Raw genomic sequence first — 23,732 nt, 5'->3', positions numbered from 1 at the left:
ATGGAAGAAAAAAAATTAGACAAAAGTAGCCTTATAGGTATGGCTATAATTACCGTTTTATTGTTTTGGATGGTTTCTGGAACCATGTTTTCTGATAAAAAAGACGACAAAACAACCGAAACAGCTACAACCGAAAAGGCTGTATCAACTCCAATAGATCAATTGGCTGCAAATGCACAAAATGATACATTGGCATCTGCGCAACTTCAAAACCAATTGGGTTCTTTTGCTTATGGAGCAACTTTACCAACTGTTGTTAATGCTAAAGATATCGAAGTAAATAATGGTGTATTAACTGTTGTTTTTTCTAAAAAAGGCGGATACATCAAAGAGGTAATTGTTAACGATCAAAAACGAATTTCGAGCAAAAATGATGATTTGGTTAAAATCATCACGAACAATAACTCTAAATTAGATTTAAAATTAGCTACAAAAGACAATCGCCTTTTAAGTACAAAAGATATGTTGTTTGAGCCTACTTTATCAAAAGAAGGTGAAAACACAGTGGTTTCAATGAAGCTTAAAACATCTGAAACTGCTTATTTAGAGTATCGTTATGTATTAATACCTAACAAATATATGTTAGATTTAAGCATTAAATCTGTTGGTTTAAGTTCGGTTTTAAATACAGCAAACCCAGCAGAATTAACTTGGCAGTTAAAAGCTACACGGAACGAAAAATCAATAACTTATGAAAACCGTTATGCAGAAATAGTTTATGAGTACGAAGATGGTAAAGATGATTATTTGAATCCTGCAAAAACTACTTCAGAGGATGTAGTAGATTTATCTTACGTAGCATTTAAACAACATTTATTTACTTCGGTTTTATTAACGGATACTGCATTTAAAACTGCCAAAATAAATCAAGAAAATTTAGTTGAAGATGAAGATGATAATGCTAAATTTTTAAAAGATTTTACTGCTGTTATGCCATTAGAATTTAAAGGTGGCGAACTTACCTATAGCATGAATTTGTATATGGGACCTGCAGATTATAACATTTTAAATGATTACGACAGAAACTTAGATGAAATTGTTCCGTTAGGTTGGGGAATTTTTGGTTGGTTAAACAAATTAATCATTATACCGTTGTTTACTTTATTAACGAATTTAATTCCACACGGAATTGCTATTATATTATTCACGGTTGTAATTCGTTTAATAATGTCGCCGGTTCAGTATAAATCGTATGTATCGCAAGCAAAAATGAAATTAATTCGTCCGGAAGTGAACGAATTAAATGAAAAGTATGCTAAAGATCCAATGAAAAAGCAACAAGAAACAATGAAGCTTTACAACAAAGCAGGGGTTAATCCAATGGCAGGTTGTATTCCAATGTTGATTCAGTTGCCAATTTTCTATGCATTGTTCAGTTTCTTTCCATCAGCGTTCGATTTAAGACAAAAAGCATTCCTTTGGGCAGACGATTTATCCTCTTATGATAGCATCTATACATTGCCATTTAGTATTCCTTTTTACGGAAGCCATGTAGCTTTATTCCCAATTTTAGCTGCTTTAGCAACGTTCTTTTACATGAAAATGACAACAGGCGATCAGGCTGCAATGACTCCGCAACAAGAAGGTATGCCAGATATGGGTAAAATCATGAAAGTAATGATTTACATTTCGCCAATCATGATGTTGTTCTTCTTTAACAATTACGCATCTGGTTTATCGTTGTACTATTTTATATCGAATTTAATTACCATCGGTATTATGTATGTAATTAAAAACAAGATTGTTACAGAAGATAAAGTAAAAGTGATTATCGAAACAAACAAATCAAAAGACAAGCCTAAATCTAAATTCCAACGTAAAATGGATGAATTGATGGAACAAGCGCAACAACAAAAAGCGAATCAAAATAAAAAGTAATTCAATAAAATAAATTACATTTAAAGCATCCTTGAAAAAGGGTGCTTTTTTTTAGTATGAAATAAATCTATTTAAGTTACGAAATTTTGAATATAAAATAGAAGGTAGATATGAAAATTTTTTGTAAATTTTTAAGTTTTCAATTTACATAAGTATTTTATTTCCTTTTAAAATTAATATTAGTGTGATTTTCAGTATCAGTAAAATCATCAGGTCTAATATCATCAAAAGAAAAGTTTATACTTAAAATTCCATACTCTATTTTATATATACATTTCATTGTTCTAATTTCAAAACCTGTTTTGTTATCAATAACAATAATATTCATATTATTTGGTTGAATAGAATTGTCAATTTCATATTTCATAGCAGCTCCTTGAATGCCTGCAAAAAAATAATTTTCCCCACCTAGACTATCACCATCTTTAGAAGTGAATTTCACAATTCCATCTTTTTGAAAATTAGCACTAACAAATTGATCATATTCAATCATTTCCCATTCTCCAATAATAGAATTATTATTTTTAGGTGAGCAATTCATCAATGCTATTGAAATAACAAATAATAATAGTATTTTTTTTGTATTCATTTTTGAAAATTAAATTAAGTGTAAACTTACAAAATTCTAATCGTATAGTTAATAATATCGAAGTCCGTTATTATTGTTTTTACCGATATGCAAAGTCTCCGGCTACACAAAGTCTCTGACTTTGCGTAATAATGTTAGCATAAATCAGGTTTGTAGCCAAAAGAATATAACTAATCTATCAAATCCGCCAACTCTTCACCCACAATCGAACCAATCGCAATGCCTGTTCCTGTTAAACGAACGCCACAAAAAACATTGTCAGAAAGCTGTTTCACAATCGGACTTCGCTGTTCGCCCATACCCATAATGCCGCTCCAACGATGATCGATTTCAAATGCATGATTCGGTAGAATAACTTCTTTTAAATAAGTTTCCAATTGATTTTGAATTAAATCTGTCGTGCCGAATTCAGTTGTGGTTTCGCCTTCCAAATCCAGATTTCGCCCGCCGCCAAACAAAACGCGGTTGCCAATATTTCTAAAATAATAAAAACCTTCGTCCATGTGAAAACATCCTTTAAAAGGTAAATTTTCAATTGGTTTCGTCACCAAAACTTGTGCGCGAGCAGGAACGACGTCCAAATCGTATAATTTTTTGGTAAATGCGTTGGTACACAAAAAAACTTTTTTAGAATTGAAATGAAATCTATTTTCAAGTTCAATTTCTACTTCAGAATTCAAATCGTTGATTGATTTAACTTCTACATTATTTAAAATGGATATTTTATTTGAAATCACTAATTCCACAAAAGATTTCATCATTTTACCGGTGTGAATATGACCTTCAAAATCAGTTTCAATCATTCCAATTGTGTTTTTAAAACCAAAATCTTTATCAGATTTTCTGTAAACATTTTCATTAAAAATCGGTTTTAGCCAAGAATTAATTTTATCTAAATTGGATAAACTTTGCTCCATCAACTCTTTGTCATTTTCCCGAAAAATTTCATAACCGCCGAATTGATGATAATCCATTTTTTTATCAGGAATTAATGATCGTAACTTTTGCAAACCTTTGAATCTTCTTTCGACCAATTTGTAAACTTCTTCTTCAGAATTCGATTCCAGATACCAAAGGATTTCTGACAAAGTTCCGAAACAAGCAAAACCCGCATTTTTGACACTTGCGCCTTCGGGCAACATTCCTTTTTCAATGATTACGATTTTTGCTTCAGCATGTTTTTTTCGTAAGTGATATGCCGTACTCAAGCCGACAATTCCACTTCCGATGATGGTAAAGTCAACATTTTTAAAATAGGTTTCGAGTTCCCAAAAACTTAAATTCATTTTGAAGTTATTTGTTTCAAAAATAAGCTGTTTTGAATAATTTTCAACTTCAAACTATAAATTTTTGATTTTTAGTTTATAAATGAACTACAAAATTAAATTTGAAAAAATGAAACTATAATTTCTGGCAAAATAATTGCAAATACATAACTAGAAAATGTATTTTTGAAACAATTTAATCAAGCAAGCAAAAATGAAACAATATATTATAACATCATTGGCAATTTTAGCTACATCAACAGTTGTTTATGCGCAAGATGTCAACAAAACCAATGCGCAAGGTAATCGTGAAGGTGTTTGGGTTGGTTATTACCCTAAAACCAATTTTGTAAAATACGAGGGCACTTTTAAAGACGGAAAAGAAACCGGAACTTTTAAATTTTATGCTGATGAACCCGAAAAAAAGCTAATTGCAACCAAAGAATTTAAAGCCGATGGTTCTGTTTATACAGTTTTCTTCAACGGAAAAAAGAAAATGTCTGAAGGTTTATATATAAACAAGCTAAAAGAAGGAATCTGGAAGGTTTACCATGTTGATGGTCAGAATGTTCTATCAGAAGAACCCTATAAAAATGATAAAATTCACGGCTTAAAAAAAGTGTATTATATTTCCGGAAATCTGTCTGAAGAATTAGAATATAAAAATGGAGTGGAAAATGGAATTTCTAATCAGTATGCCGAAAATGGTGTGAAAATTAAAGAAACACAATATGTAAATGGTAGTTTAGACGGTAAAATTATCATTCGCGATGAAACAGGAAAAGTTACAGACGAAGCAAAATATGTTAACGGAAAGCTAATTGTGCCTAAAAAAGATTCTAAATAAAATGCAACTCAACCAATTATCGTAACTTTGCAGTTCGATTTTTAAACAATGAAAAAAAGAGTAGTAGTAGGTCTTTCTGGTGGAGTAGATTCAAGTGTTGCAGCACAATTACTTCTAGATCAAGGTTATGAAGTTATTGGCTTGTTCATGAAGAATTGGCACGACGACACGGTGACTATTTCCGACGAATGCCCGTGGTTAGAAGACAGTAATGACGCATTGCTTGTTGCCGATAAATTAGGAATTCCTTTTCAAACAGTAGATTTAAGCGAAGAATATAAAGAACGTATTGTAGATTATATGTTTTATGAATATGAAAACGGACGTACACCAAATCCGGATGTTTTGTGCAACCGCGAAATTAAATTCGATGTTTTCATGAAAATAGCTTTAGAATTAGGTGCCGATTTTGTTGCAACTGGTCATTATTGTCGTAAAGAAGAGGAAATTGTAAACGGAAAACCAGTTTATAAGTTACTTGCAGGTAAAGATCCCAACAAAGATCAATCGTACTTTTTATGTCAGTTATCACAAGAACAATTAGCCAAAGCTTTGTTTCCAATTGGCGAATATTTAAAACCCGAAGTACGTGAAATTGCTGCAAAAAACGATTTAATTACTGCTGATAAAAAAGATTCGCAAGGTTTGTGTTTCATTGGTAAAGTACGTTTACCTGAGTTTTTACAACAACAGTTAAAGCCTAAAAAAGGAATTATTTACGAAGTTTCAAAGGATCATCCCATTTACATTGATCAAAAACCGACTTTTGATTCTTTAATTGACGAATTAACGTGGGAAGCAACTTCTATAAAATACACACCCGAAATGGCTAAGAATGTTGGTGAGCACAATGGTGCACATTACTTTACAATTGGTCAGCGAAAAGGGTTGAACGTTGGTGGCACAAAAGAAGCGTTGTTTATTATTGATACAAACGTAATCGAAAATGCCATTTATACTGGTCAAGGTGCAATGCACCCAGGTTTGTATCGTAAAACCTTATTGGTGCAACCTCATGAAATTCATTGGATACGTGAAGATATGCGTTTGAACAACGGTGAAACAATGGAAGTTATGGCACGTATCCGTTACCGCCAACCATTACAAAAAGCAACCTTACATCAAACTGAAAAAGGAATGTTTGTAAGATTCAACGAACCACAATCGGGAATAACTGAAGGTCAGTTTGTATCTTGGCATATAGACGAAGAACTGATTGGGTCCGGAGTTATTTCGAAAATTTAATAAAATTGAAATTATAATTGCAAAACCAAACTAATTTTTTTAGTTTGGTTTTTAATTTTTACAGCTTGAAAAAAATTATTATTTTTTACTTTCTATTGCTTTTCGTTTCTTGCAAAACGTACGAACTTACACCGTTAAGTTTAAAAAATCAGTTAGAAAATAGTTCGTTAGAAAAAAAAGACATTCGTTTAAATAACGCATCTATTTTTTTAAATTCAAATTATATAGCGGTTAGCCTTGATTCTTTGGAGGTTTATGATAAAAAAGGAAAAATGTTTTATCTGCAAAACTCACCTTCCATAGAAATGCGTCTTATAAATTTTGAAGGCGAAAAATTCACTATGTATTTTGATACTGTTGTTATTAAAAATGATACATTAACAGGAAGCAGATCAAGATTTATGCCTAATTTTAAGCATCAAGTTCCTTTTAACACCATATCCAAAGTTTTTGTACAAGACGGTCATAAAGATTTTAAAAATTAAATTCTCAATAAAATGAACAGAATCACACAATTATTCAATATAAAATATCCAATTATTCAAGGCGGAATGATCTGGAACAGCGGTTACAAATTGGCAGCAGCGGTTAGCAATTCAGGCGGTTTGGGCATAATTGGTGCAGGATCTATGTATCCGGAAGTTTTACGTGAACATATTCAGAAGTGTCAAAAAGCAACCGGCAAACCTTTTGGAGTAAACGTTCCAATGCTGTATCCTAATGTTGAAGAAATAATGAATATTATTGTTGATGAAGGAGTGAAAATCGTTTTTACATCAGCTGGAAATCCAAAAACTTGGACTTCTTGGCTAAAAGAAAAGGGTATTACGGTGGTTCACGTTGTTAGTTCGTCAAAATTTGCGTTAAAAGCACAAGAAGCGGGAGTTGATGCTGTGGTTGCCGAAGGTTTTGAAGCGGGCGGACATAACGGTAGGGAAGAAACTACAACGTTAACGTTAATTCCAATGGTTAAACAGCATTTACAAATTCCCTTGATTGCTGCCGGTGGTATTGCAACAGGTAAAGCAATGCATGCTGCCATGATTCTAGGTGCAGACGGAGTGCAAATGGGAACTCGCTTTGCAATGACGATTGAAAGTTCATCTCACCAAAATTTTAAAGATACTTGTGTGAAAGCTCAAGAAGGCGACACCTATCTTACCTTAAAAGAACTAGCACCAGTACGTTTAATTCGCAATAAATTTTTTAACGAAGTACAAGATGCATACAGCAAATGTGCAACTACCGATGATCTAAAAACATTGTTGGGTAGGGCAAGAGCAAAACGCGGTATGTTTCAAGGAGATTTAGACGATGGTGAATTAGAAATTGGTCAGATTGTAGGTTTGATAAACGAAATTAAACCAGTAAGTGACGTTATGAAAGAGGTAATTGCAGATTTTAATAAATCGGTAAACACAAATATTTCTTTCTAAAATCATCATAAAAAATAAAAAGAAAGGAATATTTATTTAAGATATTCCTTTTTTAATTAAATTTAGTACCTATTCAATATAAATATTATGAGCTACTATAAAATTGCCGATTTAGAACAGTACTTTAAACATTATAAAAAATCTGTTCGTGAACCTCGAAAATTCTGGAGTAAAATTGCCGAAGAAAATTTTATTTGGTATCAGGCGTGGGATAAGGTTTTCGAGTTTGATATGGGTAAAGGCGATATAAAATGGTTTTTAAACGGAAAACTAAACATCACAAAAAATTGTATCGATAGACATTTATCTAAACGTGGTGATAAAACAGCTATTATATTTGAACCAAATAATCCTTCCGAAGAACCACAGCATATCAGCTATAACGAATTATACACCAGAGTTTCAAAAACAGCAAATGTATTAAAATCGTTAGGTGTAAAAAAAGGCGATAGAGTATGTATTTACTTGCCTATGATTCCTGAATTAGCTGTGACAATGCTAGCTTGTGCAAGAATTGGCGCCATTCATTCTGTAATATTTGCAGGTTTCTCCGATGCTGCTATTCGTTCTCGTGTAGAAGATTGTGGTGCTAAAGTTATAGTAACTTCAGACGGAGGTTTCCGTGGCGAAAAAACAATTAAAACCAAAGAAGTTGTAGATAAAGCTATTGAAGGTTTATCGGTTGTAGAAAAAGTTTTGGTTGTAAAACGTACCAACGAACCGGTTGCTTTTAATGATAAAATTGATGTTTGGTTTGATGAATTATATGAAGCTGCCGAAGCATCAAACATTGCAGAAATCATGGATTCCGAAGACCCACTTTTTATATTGTACACATCAGGTTCAACCGGAAAACCAAAAGGAATGGTTCATACAACAGCTGGTTACATGATACAAACCGCTTACACCTTCCAAAATGTATTCAATTATAAAGAAGGTGATATTTTTTGGTGTACTGCAGATTTAGGTTGGGTTACCGGACATTCGTATATTTTATATGGCGCATTATTAAACGGTGCAACAACTGTAATTTTTGAAGGAATTCCAACCTATCCGAATCCTTCACGTTATTGGGATATTATTGATAAATATCAAGTTACACATTTTTACACCGCACCAACTGCCATACGTTCTTTAATGACCAATGATTATTCGTATGTTACATCGCATGATTTATCATCGTTACGAGTTTTAGGGTCGGTAGGAGAGCCAATAAATGAAGAAGCTTGGCATTGGTTTAACGATTTTGTAGGAAAAAAACGTTGCCCTATAGTTGATACGTGGTGGCAAACCGAAACAGGTTCAATCATGATTTCGCCACTAGCATGTATTACACCTACAAAACCTACGTATGCAACTTTACCAATTCCTGGAATACAAACTGTTTTAATGGATGATAAAAACAACGAAATTCAAGGAAATCAGGTAACAGGAAGCTTATGTGTTAAATTCCCGTGGCCTTCAATTGCTAGAACAATTTGGGGAGATCACGATCGATTTGTAAAAACCTATTTTTCTGATTTTCCAGGTACCTATTTCACAGGCGATAATGCACTGCGTGATGAAGTAGGATATTACAGAATTACGGGTCGGGCAGATGATGTGGTGATTGTTTCGGGACATAATTTGGGAACAGCACCAATAGAGGATGCTATTAATCAACATCCGGCGGTAGCAGAATCGGCAGTTGTTGGTTTTCCACATGATATTAAAGGAAACGCTTTATATGCTTTTATTTCGTTAAAGGTAGAAGGAAGCACGCGTGATCGTGATAATTTAAAGAAAGAAATTAATCAGTTAATTGCAGATCATTACGGACCAATTGGTAAACTAGATAAAATACAGTTTGTAGACGATTTACCTAAAACACGCTCAGGAAAAATACTACGCCGTGTTTTAAGATCTATTTCATTAAATCAACTAGATAATTTTGGCGATACATCCACAATGATTAACCCAGAAGTTGTTGCAACAATTATAGAAAATAGATTGTAATTTAAAATACAAAATCCCTTTAAAATATTTTAAAGGGATTTTTTATCACTAAATAGAATATAAAACTGATTTTTAATTTTTCAGTCTTTTATATTCTCTGATCAAATCTTTAAGGTGTCTGTTAGAATCTACATCGATATCTTGATCCGATAAGAAATGCTTAAACCTAAAATTGCCAGATATTTTTTGTTTAACAAGCTCTTTTTCAATGGTATAAAGTTTTTCTCTTAAAGCAATTTTTTCATCTTCAAAAGCTTTTAAGCTGGCAAATTTTTCTTTAAAATCTCTTCTGAATGTATTTGAACTAAACGGAATTGAATTTAGAATTTGCATTTGTTTTTTAGATTTTTGATCTAACAAAGCAATTACTTTCATGGTAATATTTACAAGATCTGTTTTTGCTAAAGAATCAATATTATCTGGAATTTCGGTAACGCTTGATAATTTATTTTTTTCGACCGATTTTTTATCTCTTTGATTCGAAGACTTATCGCTGGTTAGAGAATTTACATAACCGCTTCCATGGCACATTTTACAATTAGAATCTAAACCTTTACAAGAACAAATTTGAAATGACATATATTAATTTTTCATGTTTTAAATTGACTTATAACGAAAGTTCTTTCTGTAGTTCTTTGTCTAAGTTGAATTATTTGCAAATGTATGAAATATTTATAGAAGAAGAGTGAAACTGTAAATTAGACTTTAGTAGATCATAAAAAAAGCAGTAACTAAATTATTACTACTTTTGATATAAATTGAAATCTTAATTAAACCGCTACATTATGCTCGCGTAATGCGTCGTTTAAAGATGTTTTTTTATCGGTACTTTCCTTACGTTTTCCAATGATTAATGCGCAAGGAACCTGAAAATCACCGGCTGGAAATTTTTTAGTGTAAGATCCTGGAATTACAACAGAACGTTCTGGAACGTATCCTTTAATTTCAATAGGAGTTTCTCCTGTTACATCAATAATTTTAGTTGAAGCAGTTAAGCAAACATTTGCGCCTAAAACAGCTTCTTTCCCCACGCGAATACCTTCTACAACAATACAACGAGATCCTATAAAAGCGTTGTCTTCAATAATTACTGGAGCTGCTTGTAAAGGTTCTAAAACACCACCAATACCAACACCACCAGATAAATGCACATTTTTACCAATTTGTGCGCAAGATCCAACGGTAGCCCAAGTATCAACCATGGTTCCTTCATCAACATACGCGCCAATATTAACGTAAGACGGCATTAAAATTACTCCTGCAGAAATATACGCACCGTGACGCGCAACGGCGTTAGGAACTACACGAATACCTTTTTCGGCATAATTGCGTTTTAAAGGCATTTTATCGTGGTATTCAAAAATTCCTGCTTCTAATGTTTCCATTTTTTGAATAGGGAAGTACATTACCACTGCTTTTTTAACCCATTCGTTAATTTGCCAACCGCCATCTACAGGTTCTGCAGTTCGTAATTGTCCGTCATCAATTAAATCAATAACTTTTCTAATAGTATTTTGTGTAGCTTCTTGTTGCAACAATTCTCTGTTTTCCCAAGCTTGCTCTATAATGTTTTTTAATTCTTGCATGCTGTTTTTTATTTTTTACAAATATATTAAATCTTTCTATTTGAATAAATTCAATGTTGAGATATAAACAAAAAAACCTGCCGTAAAGCAGGTTTTTTATATATGTAAGTAAGATAAACGGGTTTTACAAACGTTTATTTAATTTTATTAACGATAGCTGTGAAAGCATCTTGGTGGTTCATTGCTAAATCTGCTAAAACCTTACGGTTTAATTCGATGTTGTTAGCTTTGATTTTCCCCATGAATTGAGAATAAGACATTCCATGTAAACGTGCACCAGCGTTGATACGCATAATCCATAACGCACGGAAATTTCTTTTCTTTTGTTTTCTGTCACGGTAAGCGTAAGTCATTGCTTTCTCTACCGCGTTTTTAGCTACTGTCCAAACGTTTTTACGTCTTCCGAAGAAACCTTTGGCTTGCTTCAAAATTCTTTTTCTTCTTGCTCTTGATGCTACTGCATTATTTGCTTTTGGCATAATTTTAAATTTTTTTTGTAGTAGGGCGGATGTAAAAAACATCACTTTTGATCGGAATTTTTAATGATCAGCCCACTCCAGGGTTATTAAATTGTTTTAACCGAAAGAACGATTACATTATTCTTAATTGTTCTTTGATGCTTCTTTCATCTGCTTTATGTACTAAACCAGAGTGAGTTAAAGCTAATTTACGCTTTTTAGACTTCTTTGTTAAGATGTGGCTTTTAAAAGCGTGTTTTCTTTTAATTTTTCCAGAACCTGTAACGGTAAAACGTTTTTTGGCACTAGATTTAGTTTTCATTTTAGGCATTTGTTCCTAGGTATTTATGTTATCTTACTTAACAATATTTTGCAAAAATACTAATTTTTCTTCTTAGGTGCAATATACATGGTCATTCTTTTACCTTCAAGAACTGGCATAGCTTCAACTTTACCAAATTCTTCAAGATCTTGTGCTAAACGCAACAATAAAATCTGACCTTGTTCTTTATAAATGATCGAACGACCTTTAAAGAATACGAATGCTTTTAATTTTGAACCTTCTTTTAGAAATTTCATAGCATTTTTCTTTTTAAACTCGTAATCATGTTCGTCTGTCTGTGGACCAAAACGAATTTCCTTAACAGAAACCTGAGCAGTTTTAGCTTTCAACATTTTGTCGCGCTTTTTTTGCTCGTAGATAAATTTCTTGTAATCGATGATTTTACAAACCGGTGGCGTAGCGTTTGGAGAAATTTCTACCAAATCTAATCCTTGCGCATCGGCCATAGCCATTGCTTCGGTTGTTTTAAAAACACCTGGTTCAACATTATCGCCTACTAAACGAACTTCCGGCACACGGATTTTATCGTTTATTCTGTGTGCATCTTCTTTTTTCTCCAGAGGTCTAAAGCCTCTTCTGTTATGTACTGCTATGGTAATATGATTTAATGCTTATTAAAAGCGGTTTAACTTAAAATTGTTTTATTGTTTTACTAACTTCTTCGTTTATTAAAGATATAAATTCTTCAACTTTCATAGAAGTGTTCGATTTTCCTGATTCTCCTTGTTTTCTTACAGAAACGGTTGCATTGTTTTCTTCATCCTCGCCAATAATCAGCATAAACGGATACTTTTGCAATTCTGCTTCACGAATTTTCTTGCCTATTGTTTCGTTTCGATCATCAAGTTTGGCGCGAATTTCGTGATTTTCTAACAAATCTAAAACTTTTTTAGCATATTTTTCGTATTTCTCGCTCAAAGACAGGATAATAACTTGTTCTGGCATTAACCATAAAGGGAAATGACCACCTGTGTTTTCTAACAAAATTGCAATAAAACGTTCCATTGAACCAAAAGGAGCACGGTGAATCATAACCGGGCGGTGCATTTTATCGTCTGATCCTTTATAAGTTAATTCAAAACGTTCTGGTAAATTGTAATCTACTTGGATTGTTCCTAATTGCCAACGGCGTCCTAAAGCATCTTTCACCATGAAATCTAATTTTGGACCGTAAAATGCTGCTTCGCCAGTTTCAATTACATAATTTAAACCTTTGTCTTTGGCTGCGCTAATGATGGCATTTTCTGCTTTTTCCCAGTTTTCAACTGATCCGATATATTTTTCTGGTTTGTCTAAATCGCGAACAGAAACCTGTGCTGTAAAATTATCAAAACCTAAAGATCCAAATACGTAAAGTACTAAATCAATTACTTTTTTAAATTCTTCATCTAACTGATCTGGTGTACAGAAAATATGTGCATCGTCTTGTGTAAAACAACGAACACGAGTTAATCCGTGTAATTCGCCCGATTGTTCGTAACGATAAACCGTTCCAAATTCTGCATATCGTTTTGGTAAATCTTTGTACGACCAAGGTTTTGCGTTGTAAATTTCGCAGTGGTGCGGACAGTTCATTGGTTTTAACAAATATTCTTCTCCATCAACAGGTGTGTGAATTGGTTGAAAACTATCTGCACCATACTTTGCATAGTGCCCCGACGTTATATACAATTCTTTATGACCTATGTGCGGCGTTACAACTTGTTCATAACCTGCTTTTTTCTGTGCTTTCTTTAAAAATTGTTCTAAACGATCGCGTAAAGCGGCACCTTTTGGCAACCATAATGGCAAACCTTGACCTACTTTTTGAGAGAAAGTAAACAATTCTAATTCTTTACCTAATTTACGGTGATCGCGGCGTTTTGCCTCTTCGATCATTTCTAAATATTCGGTAAGTTCTTTTTGTTTAGGGAACGATATACCGTAAACACGTGTTAACTGCTTGTTTTTTTCGTCACCACGCCAATAAGCACCAGCAACAGAAAGAATTTTTGCAGCCTTGATAATTCCTGTATTTGGAATGTGACCACCACGACATAAATCTGTAAATGTAGCGTGATCGCAGAAACTAATTGTTCCGTCTTCTAAATTCTGAATTAATTCGGTTTTGTATTCGTTATCCTTATATAATTCCAATGCTTCTGCTTTTGATGCAGATCGCATTTTAAATTCGTGCTTTTCTTTAGAAATTGCTAAAATTCTATCTTCAATTGCTTTGAAATCGTTTTCAGATATTTTGTTTTCACCAAAATCAACATCGTAATAAAAACCATTTTCAATTGCTGGTCCAATAGTTAATTTAATACCCGGATACATTTCTTGTAAGACCTGCGCCATAACGTGCGAAGTAGAGTGCCAGAAAGCTTTTTTACCGTCGGCATCGTTCCAAGTATATAACGTTAAACTACCATTGGTGGTTAAAGGCGTAGTCGTTTCAACGGTGGTGCCGTTAAAGTTTGCTGAAATTACGTTGCGTGCTAAACCTTCGCTTATACTTAAAGCGACTTCGTGCGGAGTTACGCCTGAAGCGTATTCGCGAACCGAACCATCTGGTAATGTTATTTTAATCATTTTTACTATTGAAGTTTTTTATCACGCAAATATACTAAAGAATTATTTTATGTTAACAAAAAATAGTTCACTTTCATTATGAAATGTTGTTGTTTTTGTTTTATTTCGTTGTTATAATGATCAAGAAACATTCTATTAAAATTATAAGATACGAAAATCAGTTAAAAAATAACTGGAATTGTTTTGTAAACGAAGCAAAAAATGGGTGTTTTTTGTTTCAACGTGATTTTATGGAATATCATAGCGACCGGTTTTCTGATTTTTCGCTCATGTTTTTTTTAGATGATGAATTGGTTGCATTATTACCAGCTTGTAAGATTGATACGGTTTGTTACAGTCATAAAGGATTGACGTATGGAAGTTTGATCGTAAAAAAAGAATGTAAATTTGCTTTATACAAGGATATTTTTACAGCATTGCTTGATTTTTTAAAAGATCAAAATTTTACGGAATTAATTATAAAAACAATACCATTAATCTATTGTGAAGCAGGAAATGATGAATTGACGTTTTTGCATCAGTTTTACGAAGGTTCTGTAGAAATGAATATAGGATCAGTTATTTACAAGACAAAAGATGTTGCTTTTTCAAAATCGGTTGTTCGAAATGCAAAAAATGCCGTAAAAAAAGGAATCGAAATAAAAAAATCGAACGATTTTAAAACTTTTTGGAACGATTTGTTACTACCCAGATTAGAAGAGCGTTTTAATAAAAAACCAATTCATTCGTTAGATGAGATAATGTATCTTAAAGAGCGTTTTCCTGATGAAATTGAATTGTATGCAGCTTTTTTAAATAACGAAATGATCGCTGGAACTATTCTATTCAACAATAAAAACTTTGTAAAATCCCAATACATCGCAAGTAAATCAAGCTATAATAAATTGGGCGGCTTAGATTTGCTTCATTGTGAAATCATTCAAAATCTTAAAACAGATTATTTTGATTTTGGCACATCGTCACAAGATCATTCCACAATAGAAAACAGTTCATTGCTTGCTTGGAAAGAGCAGTTTGGTGCGCGAACCATTGTATTTCCTACTTATACTTTTAATATTAATTAGCCAAAAAACATGATTCCGTACTTAAATTTAAAAAAACTGAATGAACCTTATCAGGAAGCTTTTCTTGAAAAAACTAAATTGTTTTTTAACAAAGGACATTACATATTGGGCGATGAATTATTAAAATTCGAAGAAGAATTTGCACAATATTGCAAGGTATCGCATTGTATTGGCGTTGGTAACGGCTTAGATGCTTTGTTTTTAATTTTTAAAGGCTATGTAGAATTAGGTATTTTAAAGGAAGGAGATGAAGTTATTGTGCCTGCAAATACCTACATAGCAAGTATTTTGGCAATTATTAATGCAGGTTTAACTCCAAAGTTAGTCGACACGAATTTGCTGAACTACAATTTAACCTTAGATGTTTTACAACAACAGGTTACACAGCATACAAAAGCGGTTTTAATGGTGCATTTGTACGGACAAGTGAACGATGCGCTGAAAATTAAAACATTTTGCAAAGATTTTGGTTTGCTATTAATAGAAGATGCCGCACAAGCGCACGGTGCAACAGCAGAAAATATAAAAGCTGGGGCTATTGGCGATGCTGCCGGATTTAGTTTTTATCCCGGTAAAAATTTAGGTTGTTTGGGCGATGGTGGTGCGGTTACAACCAATAATTCTAAATTAGCAAATTGCATTAGAAGTCTACGCAATTACGGATCTGAGCTAAAATACCACAATATATATAAAGGTATAAATTCTAGGCTAGATGAATTACAAGCGGCTTTTTTACGTTTGAAATTGCCCGATTTAGATTTTGACAATAAAACCAGACAAGGAATTGCAAAAAGATATATTTCTGAAATTACAAATCCGTTGATTGTTTTACCATATATTGATGATTTTGAAGCACATGTATTTCATATTTTTCCTGTAAGAGTTGAAAATAGAGCAGATTTCCAAAACTATTTGCTGGAACACGAAATACAAACACTGATACATTACCCAATTCCGCCACATAAACAAGAGGCAATGCAAGAGTTTCACGGCTCACAGTTTCCAATATCAGAATTAATCCATCAGCAAATTGTAAGTATTCCGCTAAATCCGGCGTTAACTGTAAATGAGCAAGATTTTATCATTGAAAAAATAAATAATTATTAATGGATATCTATATAAAATCGTTTAATCGTGCTTATTTGTTGCATAGAACAATTGCCAGTATTTATCATTATTTGAATGATTTTGATGGAAGAGTTGTTGTTTTAGACGATGGAACACCGCAAAAATATTTAAATAAAATTATTGAATTATTTACTGATGTCCAAATTATAAAATCGCCTTATTACCAGCAGAAAAGTCAAGATATTTCTTTAAATAAAGTCCCTGAAAAAGTTATTCCTGCTAATTTTTGGTGCGATGAAGTTTTAAAAGGATCTGAATATTTTATTCTTTTAGAAGACGATATGTGGTTTAATCAACCAATAAATTATAAAGATTTTACTAAAGATGTTTATGATTTAAAATTGGATATGATAAAATTTTTATGGTTAAAAAACAGTAAACTGATTTCTGATAATATCACAAAAAAAACAAGTCATTTTAATATTGTTCAACCAAAAGTATTAACTAAAAATCCTTTTTTGTTTGATGCCATTTTTAGAACAAACAAATTTAAGTTAGGAAGTTTGGTTGTTAAAATGTTCGATCATAAATTAGAACTTTTAAAATATTACCATTTATATATGGTTGCTGGTGGTGTTTTTTCTAAACGATATTACGAAAATACTTGGAAAAATTCGCAAAATAAAGTTGATGAGTTGGCTAATATCTCAAAAGTTTTATATAAAATAAATGATTTTAAATTAGGAAACACCAAGCAAGAAATTTTAAAAACCACCGTTAAGTTTACAGCATCTGATATTCAAAAAGAAAAATTTGGAAATTCATTAGATGTCTTTAAATTTAATTACATCTTAAACGAAGCTTGGTATAATAACCAAAGTACTCACGGTTTAAATTTCACTAATGATATAAGTGATGAATGGATTAAAAACTGTTGTGCTAATTCTGACATAAAGTTCGATGTTTGGCAGAATTGGTACAATGATATTAAGAAAAATTATGAACTTATGGGTTGTAATTTAGATTAAATGAAAGAAGAAAAACACTATAAAACACTATTTAAAGCTACTTCACTTTTTGGATTGGTTGAGATTTTGCGCTTATTTTTAAGAATAATAACAAATGTTGCTGCTACTCATTTTTTAGGAACAAAAGGGTTTGGTTTATTAGGTTTATTAGAAAATGCGGTTCAGTTAATTGGTTCGTTTGCTAACTTTGGAATCAATTTTACAGGAGTAAGAGAAATTTCTTCGATTAAAGCTAACGACGAAGAATATGCAAAAACAATAAAAGCAGTTACGCAGTTTTCATTACTAACCGGTATTATATCTGCTATTATCTCCATTATTTTTGCGTATAATTTAAGCTTTATAACTTTTAAAACGGTCGAATATTTTTATTGGTTTATTGCTTTATCGGTTTATTTTGTTGCCACAAGTTATACCCAAAGTAGAATAATTTATTTAGAAGGATCGCAAAATTTTCAAAAGTTACTTCGCATTAATGTTCTTGTTAACCTACTGAATACTATTGTTGTAATAGCTGCGTATTACTTTTTTAGTACCCAAGGAATTATAATGGCAATGATTGTTAATTCCTTAGTGGCATTACTATTTTATTCAACATTAAGTACCGTTCCCAAAACAAAAGTTAAGTTTTCTGCAGAAGATCGAAAAATCTATTTTAAAAAATTCATAAAATCTGGGAGTTTATTAGCTTTAAACACGTTTATTGGTTTTCTATGTTTTTTTATAATTCGTACATACTTTAATAATGTTAGCGCAGAAACCTTAAGTTTCTATAATGCCAGCAACTTAATTATAATTGCTTACTTGGGAATTGTATTTATTGCCATGGGTAAATTTTTCTTTCCAAAATTATCACAGTCAATTGACAATCGTGAACAATCTGTACAGTTAATAAACAACCAGTTAGAACTAAGTTTGCTTATAATAGTACCGGCAATTGTATTAATTTATGCTTTTTCTGATTTTATTATAAAAACACTATTTTCGTCAGCTTTTTTACCGGTTAATCAAATACTTATTTTTGGATTAGCTTCTATTGTTTTTCGTAGTTTTAATTATGCGGTAGGTTACTTGTTGTTATCGCATCAAAACTTTAAACAATATTTTTATATAAATGCGGTTAGTGATTTGCTAAATGCGTTGCTTACTATTTTATTTTACGAAAAATGGGGGTTAATAGGTATTGGTTTATCCATTTTTATTAATTATCTTTTATCGGCAGTTTATATTTATTATTACACAAATAAAAAATACGCTTTTAAAATTAGTAGTTTTGTTAAAAAACAGTTTGTTGCATCATTATTTATAGTTTTTGCAATAATAGTTTTAAGTTTAGTTTTTGATAAAATGTATTTTAAAATTATAGCCAGCATTGTATTTTTAATATCTGCCGGATATAGCTTAATTAAAATAGATGAATATATTTTAGATTTTAAAATTCGCAATAAGTTTAAATCATTATTTTGATCAATAGGTTAAAACATTTTTTAAGTATAAATTGGTTCGCAACCTTACAAATTAACTTTAAAGCCTTTGCTTTTAAAGAAGCATTGTTGTTGCCTATTATTGTTTACCGTGGATTTAAAATAATGCAATTTAGAGGAAAAATTGTTTTAAATACTAAGCCGCATTTTGGTTTGGTTGGATTTGGTCAGTCGTACGAAATATTTAAAAGAAAAAATTCTTGTGGTGAAGCGATTATTAACGGTGTTATTGAAATTAATGGAAAGGTTCAGTTTGGTTTAGATACTAAATTATATGTAAAAAAAGATGCTGTGTTAAAATTAGGACACATAAACTCTTTTGCAAGCCGTACCGAATTAATTTGTTTTAAAAGTATATCAATCGGTAATTGGGTTCAATTTGGAAATGAATGCTTGATTACAGATACCAATTTTCACGAGTTGAAAGATTTGGTAACAAATACCAAACTTCCCATGAATAAAGAGATTATCATAGGTTCGTATAATTTTATTGGTGCGCGTTCTACAATAAAAGGGAATACTGTAACACCAAATAACTGCTTGGTAGGAACAAATTCTCTATTAAACAAAGATTATTGTTCTTTAGGTGAAAATATAATTTTAGGCGGAATTCCTGCTAAATTTATTAAAGAAAATATAGTTCGCGACTGGGAATCAGAAAAAAAAAGTTTAGAAAACTATTTAACAATTAAATTGTAAATGAGCAAAATAATTACACTACCAAAAATTGAAGATCCTCGAGGGAATTTATCTGTTATTCAAGGAAATACCATTCCGTTTGCCATAAATAGAGTTTATTTTTTGTACGATGTTCCAAGTGGAGCAGAACGTGGTGGACATGCACATAAAAACCAGCAGGAGTTTATTATTGCTGTTTCTGGTAGTTTTGAAGTGGTTTTAAATACTGGAACCCAAGAAAAAGTATATCATTTATTTAAGCCTAACGAGGGTTTGTATGTGCCAGTTAATACATGGCGCGAGTTGCGTAATTTTTCATCAGGATCGGTTTGTTTGGTGGTTTCTTCTGATGAGTTTGATGAAAGTGATTACATTCGCGAGTTTAATGATTTTAAAAATTACTTAAGCAAATAATATCTACATCTAATTTCGATTAAGGAAAGCTTTACAAAATCTACTAATTGCTTGTTTTTAAGCGATTGATCCATGCTGTAATGAATTCTATTTAATAAGGCTTTGTGTTCAACTTTAGATGTATTTCGTACCATTGATTCTTTATAAATCTGTCGGAGTGATTTATTTATTTTTCTAGAAAATTCATCGTTTTTATGAAATTGATTTCCTAAGGAATTCTGTAAAAATCTTTTTTCGACTAGAAAAACGTCCAAAAATTTTATTTCAAATACTTTAGAAAGTCTTAACCAATAATCTAAATCTTCAAAAAATAATTCTTCGTTGTATCCTTTTAAAATTTCAAAATGCTTTCGTGTAAACATAGATGCAACCGAACACATGATAACTCCTGTTGAAAGTAATCTTAAATAGTTGGTTTTGTGTAATAAAAAATCTGTTACTTTATCTCGTTCATCAACTTCAAAATAAGGTTTTACACGAGTTCCATTCTTGTTAATATGGTAAGCATTGCCAAAGATTAAACCTACATTATCAGGCTGCTGTGCTAAGAAATCCACCTGATTTTCAATACAATCTTCAAGTAAAACATCATCTGCCGATAAATCTATAAGATATGTACCCAAACTTTGTTTAAATGCTGTGTTAAATGCCTTGGTATTGCTGACTGTTTCGCTAAATCTTAAAAATTTTATCGCAGGGTTCTTTTGAATAATTTCCTGAATTATCGTGTAAGAATTGTCTGAACTTCCATTGTCAACAACAATTAATTCTATATTTTTATAGGTTTGATTTAATACCGAATTTATTGCGTATTCAACAAAAGCCTCGTGATTAAAACAAATACAGATAACAGAAACAACAGGTACAAACATTCATTTTTTTATTTACAACAAATATATTGGAAAAAAATAAAATAGCATTGGTTACTTATTCTTTATCGGCTGGTGGATTAGAGCGGGTAGTGGCAAATAGTACTTTTTTGTTCGAAAAAATGGGCTACGAAGTGCATTTATATGTGCTAGAATCTAAAATCGATTATCCGTTTACCGGAAAACTACACACATTTAACATTGATAATTTAAGTGTATTTTCTAAAATTAAAGCGTACCGTTCTATTCGTAACTCATTAAAAAACAATCAGTTTCAGTTAATTATCGATCATCGTTACCGATTAAATGGTTGGACAGAATTTATGTGGCAAAAGTTTATTTATAATAAGGAAACGGTACTAAATTACGTGCATAGTTCAAACATTTACAATTATTTATTTAAATCGATAAAATTCAATGAATTTTTATTTAAAAACCGACCTTTTATTTGTGTTTCAAAAGGGATTGAGCAACTTGTAGTTAAGGATTTTCCTTTATTAAAAACTACCACGATTTATAATTTTGTTGATGTTAAACTGCCTAAAACCCCTTTAAACGTATCTGAAAAATATATTTTAGCTATTGCACGAATGGATTTTGAAAATGTTAAGCAAATTGATGTTTTGCTAGAATGTTATGCTAAAAGTATTTTGCCGAAAAATGATATACGCTTGATTATTTTAGGAGACGGTATTCGATTAGAAGAAATGAAAATTTTAGCTAACAAATTAAATATTGCAGATTTTGTAGATTTCAAAGGATTTCAACCAAATACTGAAAACTATTACAAAAACGCATTTTTTACGATACTAACCAGTAAATATGAAGGTTTACCAACAGTTTTGGTTGAATCTTTAACCATGAACACACCAGTAATTTCTTTTGATTGTGAAACTGGTCCTAATGAAATTATTATAGATAGATTCAATGGTTTATTGATTGAAAATCAAAATCAAACTAAAATGATTAATGGTATGAATGAGTTAGTTGGTAACGAAGAATTGTATCAATCATTAAAACAAAACGCTCAAAATTCTGTCGAACAATTTCAGCTTAAAGCTATTTGCAATCAGTGGGAACAATATCTTAATGATAAACTGTAAAATCTATTCCGTAATTGCGTAGTTTTCGTTTAACCGTAAGTAATCCATTTAGTAAAAACGGAGGTAATTTTAATAAAAATCGCGTTTTATAGTTCATATTTTCAGCATCTACATACATTAAATATTCGGTAGATTTCTCTTTTAAACCCAACATATAATAATGCAAACCATATTCAATTCTGTAAATATCTAAAAAAGCTTGTAGGCTTTTATTGTCTTTTTCAAACGATCTATATTGGTTTAAATCGGTTAGTTTATGGTATTTAGAATTGTCTTTTGATAAACTTTTATTGGCATTTATAAAGTTATACGTTAATGTAGTACTTGCTGTAATTGCAATTTTATATTTTAAGGCAATTTTAATCCAATAATCTAAATCTTGATCACTTTTTAATGCAGGATCAAACCCACCAATTTCAGTAAAAATATCTTTATGAATGCAAACTGCAGACGTTAATGCAACTCGGTTTATTAAACTGCTTTTAAAAAAATCGGTTACATAACCTTCATAGTTTTCGTCAATATCAATAAAATTATTATTTATAAAGGTGTTTTTTGAAATTTGAGTAACATATCTGCCACAATACATTTTTGCTTCTGGAAATTTAGCTATTGTATCGTAAAAAACTTGTAAGTGGTTTGTTTTCCACAAATCGTCTGCGTCTAAAAAGCACAAATAATTCGCCTTAGCATGAGCCATTCCGGTATTTCGGGCAACAGAAACACCTTGATTTTTTTGATGAATAACTATTAAACGTTCATCTTTATATTCTTCAACAACTTTTATGCTATTATCGGTAGATCCATCATTAACAACAATAACTTCAAAATCGACAAAAGTTTGATTAAAAACACAATTTAATGTATTTTTAAGGTAGTTTTCTTTGTTATAAAGCGGAATTATTACTGAAAAAAAAGGTTTCATTTAAAGTTTACTAAAATATCCTAAACGGTAAATATCATAAATAAATAACGAAGGTTTACTACCTAATAGGTTTTTTTTGAATTTAGTTTTGAACGATTTATAAAGCAAATTAACAATCCAAAGCAGATGCGTTTGCTTTAAAAGTTTATAAATAGCAGTTAATTTTGAATAATCGGCTGGTAAATAGTTGTTTTCAAGTAAAAATTGCAATCCTTTTAAAGAGTCATTGGTTTTTTGCAGAAAAAATTCGCTGGTTTCAATTCCGTTATGAACCACTTGATTATTTATATGTTGTAACAATACTTTATTTTTCATTAAATCGTATGAAAACAATAAATCTTCGTATCGCAAATTTGGAATTTCTTCGTTAAATTTAACTTTAGCAAAAACATCTTTTTTAATTAAAAAATTCAGCGTTAAAAAAGAAACATATACATTTTCATTACGTTTTTCTGCAGATAAAGCTTCGCGTTCATTTCCATAAATCCATCGTAGCAACTGATTGGTTTCAGGTTGATTTTCTTGATAAACAATTCCACCATAAACCACCTCATAATTAGAATTGTATTGTATAAAACTCAAATAATTTTTAATGAATTGTTTATTAATTAATCGAACATCTGCATCTAAAAACAATAAATTAGTAAACGTTGCTTTTGTTGCAAGCAAATTTCTAATTGCACTTCTTCCAATATTTTGATTTAGAATCTGATATATACAATTACTTAAAGTGTTTGTTTTATTATTTTCTGTATGAAATTTTATCGAACAATCATCTAAAACTATAATTTCAAATATTATTTTTTGTTGAATACATTGCTCGTGTAGCTCTTGTACCAACGGAAATATATTGTAATTATATGTAGGAATTAATATAGAAAGCATT

At 31.3% G+C, this 23,732-nt stretch carries 24 protein-coding genes; 13 read left to right on the top strand and 11 right to left on the bottom strand.

Annotated elements, in window-relative coordinates; genetic code table 11:
* Positions 1-1,878, top strand: a complete 1,878-nt coding sequence (gene yidC / locus EG242_RS02375) for a membrane protein insertase YidC (RefSeq protein ID WP_124898318.1) — start codon at positions 1-3, stop codon at positions 1,876-1,878.
* Between the two features lie 157 nt (positions 1,879-2,035).
* On the opposite strand, the gene EG242_RS02370 is transcribed toward yidC, so the two are convergent.
* On the bottom strand, positions 2,036-2,467 hold the full coding sequence (locus tag EG242_RS02370; RefSeq protein ID WP_124898317.1) for a hypothetical protein: 432 nt from the start codon (positions 2,465-2,467) through the stop codon (positions 2,036-2,038).
* Between the two features lie 170 nt (positions 2,468-2,637).
* Positions 2,638-3,753: an NAD(P)/FAD-dependent oxidoreductase gene (locus tag EG242_RS02365; RefSeq protein WP_124898316.1), complete on the bottom strand. Its 1,116-nt coding sequence runs from the start codon at positions 3,751-3,753 to the stop codon at positions 2,638-2,640.
* A gap of 193 nt (positions 3,754-3,946) precedes the next feature.
* On the opposite strand from EG242_RS02365, the gene EG242_RS02360 reads away from it, so the two are divergent.
* The 5 genes from EG242_RS02360 (at position 3,947) to acs (ending at position 9,255) form a co-directional block, all read left to right on the top strand.
* A complete protein-coding gene (locus EG242_RS02360; RefSeq protein ID WP_124898315.1) occupies positions 3,947-4,579 on the top strand; it encodes a toxin-antitoxin system YwqK family antitoxin in 633 nt (210 codons plus the stop codon).
* A 48-nt stretch (positions 4,580-4,627) separates the two neighbouring features.
* On the top strand, positions 4,628-5,824 hold the full coding sequence (gene mnmA, locus EG242_RS02355) for a tRNA 2-thiouridine(34) synthase MnmA (protein ID WP_124898314.1): 1,197 nt from the start codon (positions 4,628-4,630) through the stop codon (positions 5,822-5,824).
* 65 nt (positions 5,825-5,889) lie between these two features.
* Positions 5,890-6,309: a hypothetical protein gene (locus EG242_RS02350; RefSeq protein ID WP_124898313.1), complete on the top strand. Its 420-nt coding sequence runs from the start codon at positions 5,890-5,892 to the stop codon at positions 6,307-6,309.
* Between the two features lie 12 nt (positions 6,310-6,321).
* Positions 6,322-7,260 (top strand): NAD(P)H-dependent flavin oxidoreductase, encoded by a 939-nt coding sequence (locus EG242_RS02345; protein WP_124898312.1) that lies wholly within the window; start codon positions 6,322-6,324, stop codon positions 7,258-7,260.
* A gap of 87 nt (positions 7,261-7,347) precedes the next feature.
* On the top strand, positions 7,348-9,255 hold the full coding sequence (gene acs, locus EG242_RS02340; RefSeq protein ID WP_124898311.1) for an acetate--CoA ligase: 1,908 nt from the start codon (positions 7,348-7,350) through the stop codon (positions 9,253-9,255).
* A 72-nt stretch (positions 9,256-9,327) separates the two neighbouring features.
* On the opposite strand, the gene EG242_RS02335 is transcribed toward acs, so the two are convergent.
* The 6 genes from EG242_RS02335 to thrS all read right to left on the bottom strand — a co-directional run bounded on the left by EG242_RS02335 (position 9,328) and on the right by thrS (position 14,213).
* On the bottom strand, positions 9,328-9,834 hold the full coding sequence (locus EG242_RS02335) for a hypothetical protein (RefSeq protein WP_124898310.1): 507 nt from the start codon (positions 9,832-9,834) through the stop codon (positions 9,328-9,330).
* Between the two features lie 191 nt (positions 9,835-10,025).
* Entirely contained in the window at positions 10,026-10,841 is an 816-nt protein-coding gene (locus EG242_RS02330) for a 2,3,4,5-tetrahydropyridine-2,6-dicarboxylate N-succinyltransferase (RefSeq protein ID WP_124898309.1), read from the bottom strand.
* Positions 10,842-10,975: 134 nt separating this feature from the next.
* The gene (rplT, locus tag EG242_RS02325) at positions 10,976-11,320 is read right to left on the bottom strand and encodes a 50S ribosomal protein L20 (RefSeq protein WP_124898308.1); all 345 of its coding nucleotides are present in this window, start codon (positions 11,318-11,320) and stop codon (positions 10,976-10,978) included.
* Positions 11,321-11,432: 112 nt separating this feature from the next.
* Positions 11,433-11,630 (bottom strand): 50S ribosomal protein L35, encoded by a 198-nt coding sequence (gene rpmI, locus EG242_RS02320; protein WP_091518998.1) that lies wholly within the window; start codon positions 11,628-11,630, stop codon positions 11,433-11,435.
* 50 nt (positions 11,631-11,680) lie between these two features.
* Positions 11,681-12,202: a translation initiation factor IF-3 gene (infC, locus tag EG242_RS02315; RefSeq protein ID WP_124898307.1), complete on the bottom strand. Its 522-nt coding sequence runs from the start codon at positions 12,200-12,202 to the stop codon at positions 11,681-11,683.
* Positions 12,203-12,272: 70 nt separating this feature from the next.
* Positions 12,273-14,213: a threonine--tRNA ligase gene (gene thrS, locus EG242_RS02310; protein ID WP_124898306.1), complete on the bottom strand. Its 1,941-nt coding sequence runs from the start codon at positions 14,211-14,213 to the stop codon at positions 12,273-12,275.
* Positions 14,214-14,443: 230 nt separating this feature from the next.
* Here thrS and EG242_RS02305 point away from each other — a divergent pair, with 230 nt between their 5' ends.
* From EG242_RS02305 to EG242_RS02280, 6 genes are read left to right on the top strand one after another with little or no spacing between them, the layout of a single operon-like run.
* On the top strand, positions 14,444-15,277 hold the full coding sequence (locus tag EG242_RS02305; protein ID WP_124898305.1) for a GNAT family N-acetyltransferase: 834 nt from the start codon (positions 14,444-14,446) through the stop codon (positions 15,275-15,277).
* Between the two features lie 9 nt (positions 15,278-15,286).
* Positions 15,287-16,384, top strand: a complete 1,098-nt coding sequence (locus tag EG242_RS02300) for a DegT/DnrJ/EryC1/StrS family aminotransferase (protein WP_124898304.1) — start codon at positions 15,287-15,289, stop codon at positions 16,382-16,384.
* A complete protein-coding gene (locus EG242_RS02295) occupies positions 16,384-17,373 on the top strand; it encodes a hypothetical protein (protein WP_124898303.1) in 990 nt (329 codons plus the stop codon). The genes EG242_RS02300 and EG242_RS02295 overlap by 1 nt, the downstream gene beginning before the upstream one ends.
* Complete coding sequence (locus EG242_RS02290; protein ID WP_124898302.1) at positions 17,374-18,840, top strand: oligosaccharide flippase family protein; 1,467 nt, start codon at positions 17,374-17,376, stop codon at positions 18,838-18,840.
* A complete protein-coding gene (locus tag EG242_RS02285) occupies positions 18,837-19,556 on the top strand; it encodes an LbetaH domain-containing protein (protein WP_124898301.1) in 720 nt (239 codons plus the stop codon). Before EG242_RS02290 ends, EG242_RS02285 begins: the two co-directional genes overlap by 4 nt.
* Entirely contained in the window at positions 19,557-19,949 is a 393-nt protein-coding gene (locus tag EG242_RS02280) for a sugar 3,4-ketoisomerase (protein WP_124898300.1), read from the top strand.
* On the opposite strand, the gene EG242_RS02275 is transcribed toward EG242_RS02280, so the two are convergent.
* Positions 19,934-20,821 (bottom strand): glycosyltransferase family 2 protein, encoded by an 888-nt coding sequence (locus tag EG242_RS02275; protein WP_124898299.1) that lies wholly within the window; start codon positions 20,819-20,821, stop codon positions 19,934-19,936. The two genes, EG242_RS02280 and EG242_RS02275, sit on opposite strands and share 16 nt — an antisense overlap.
* 26 nt (positions 20,822-20,847) lie before the next feature.
* Between EG242_RS02275 and EG242_RS02270 the strand changes: the two genes are divergently transcribed.
* Positions 20,848-21,921, top strand: a complete 1,074-nt coding sequence (locus EG242_RS02270; RefSeq protein ID WP_124898298.1) for a glycosyltransferase — start codon at positions 20,848-20,850, stop codon at positions 21,919-21,921.
* Here EG242_RS02270 and EG242_RS02265 read toward each other — a convergent pair.
* Positions 21,905-22,846 (bottom strand): glycosyltransferase family 2 protein, encoded by a 942-nt coding sequence (locus tag EG242_RS02265; RefSeq protein WP_124898297.1) that lies wholly within the window; start codon positions 22,844-22,846, stop codon positions 21,905-21,907. The two genes, EG242_RS02270 and EG242_RS02265, sit on opposite strands and share 17 nt — an antisense overlap.
* Positions 22,847-23,731 carry a glycosyltransferase family 2 protein gene (locus EG242_RS02260; RefSeq protein WP_124898296.1) on the bottom strand — a complete coding sequence of 295 codons (885 nt, stop codon included), beginning with the start codon at positions 23,729-23,731 and terminating at the stop codon, positions 22,847-22,849.
* Position 23,732 lies beyond the last annotated feature (1 nt).

It is taken from the genome of Paenimyroides viscosum (assembly GCF_003858535.1).
GTDB lineage: Bacteria > Bacteroidota > Bacteroidia > Flavobacteriales > Flavobacteriaceae > Flavobacterium > Flavobacterium viscosum.
Note: the sequence above shows the minus strand (reverse complement) of the source record. Positions and strands in the feature narration are given on the sequence as shown.

Bases quoted from the DNA above. Each gene is read 5' to 3' on its own strand.
- yidC (WP_124898318.1), top strand. From the start codon at position 1: ATGGAAGAAAAAAAATTAGACAAAAGTAGCCTTATAGGTATGGCTATA.
- EG242_RS02370 (WP_124898317.1), bottom strand. From the start codon at position 2,467: ATGAATACAAAAAAAATACTATTATTATTTGTTATTTCAATAGCATTG.
- EG242_RS02365 (WP_124898316.1), bottom strand. From the start codon at position 3,753: ATGAATTTAAGTTTTTGGGAACTCGAAACCTATTTTAAAAATGTTGAC.
- EG242_RS02360 (WP_124898315.1), top strand. From the start codon at position 3,947: ATGAAACAATATATTATAACATCATTGGCAATTTTAGCTACATCAACA.
- mnmA (WP_124898314.1), top strand. From the start codon at position 4,628: ATGAAAAAAAGAGTAGTAGTAGGTCTTTCTGGTGGAGTAGATTCAAGT.
- EG242_RS02345 (WP_124898312.1), top strand. From the start codon at position 6,322: ATGAACAGAATCACACAATTATTCAATATAAAATATCCAATTATTCAA.
- acs (WP_124898311.1), top strand. From the start codon at position 7,348: ATGAGCTACTATAAAATTGCCGATTTAGAACAGTACTTTAAACATTAT.
- EG242_RS02335 (WP_124898310.1), bottom strand. From the start codon at position 9,834: ATGTCATTTCAAATTTGTTCTTGTAAAGGTTTAGATTCTAATTGTAAA.
- EG242_RS02330 (WP_124898309.1), bottom strand. From the start codon at position 10,841: ATGCAAGAATTAAAAAACATTATAGAGCAAGCTTGGGAAAACAGAGAA.
- rplT (WP_124898308.1), bottom strand. From the start codon at position 11,320: ATGCCAAAAGCAAATAATGCAGTAGCATCAAGAGCAAGAAGAAAAAGA.
- rpmI (WP_091518998.1), bottom strand. From the start codon at position 11,630: ATGCCTAAAATGAAAACTAAATCTAGTGCCAAAAAACGTTTTACCGTT.
- thrS (WP_124898306.1), bottom strand. From the start codon at position 14,213: ATGATTAAAATAACATTACCAGATGGTTCGGTTCGCGAATACGCTTCA.
- EG242_RS02305 (WP_124898305.1), top strand. From the start codon at position 14,444: ATGGAATATCATAGCGACCGGTTTTCTGATTTTTCGCTCATGTTTTTT.
- EG242_RS02300 (WP_124898304.1), top strand. From the start codon at position 15,287: ATGATTCCGTACTTAAATTTAAAAAAACTGAATGAACCTTATCAGGAA.
- EG242_RS02295 (WP_124898303.1), top strand. From the start codon at position 16,384: ATGGATATCTATATAAAATCGTTTAATCGTGCTTATTTGTTGCATAGA.
- EG242_RS02290 (WP_124898302.1), top strand. From the start codon at position 17,374: ATGAAAGAAGAAAAACACTATAAAACACTATTTAAAGCTACTTCACTT.
- EG242_RS02280 (WP_124898300.1), top strand. From the start codon at position 19,557: ATGAGCAAAATAATTACACTACCAAAAATTGAAGATCCTCGAGGGAAT.
- EG242_RS02275 (WP_124898299.1), bottom strand. From the start codon at position 20,821: ATGTTTGTACCTGTTGTTTCTGTTATCTGTATTTGTTTTAATCACGAG.
- EG242_RS02265 (WP_124898297.1), bottom strand. From the start codon at position 22,846: ATGAAACCTTTTTTTTCAGTAATAATTCCGCTTTATAACAAAGAAAAC.
- EG242_RS02260 (WP_124898296.1), bottom strand. From the start codon at position 23,731: ATGCTTTCTATATTAATTCCTACATATAATTACAATATATTTCCGTTG.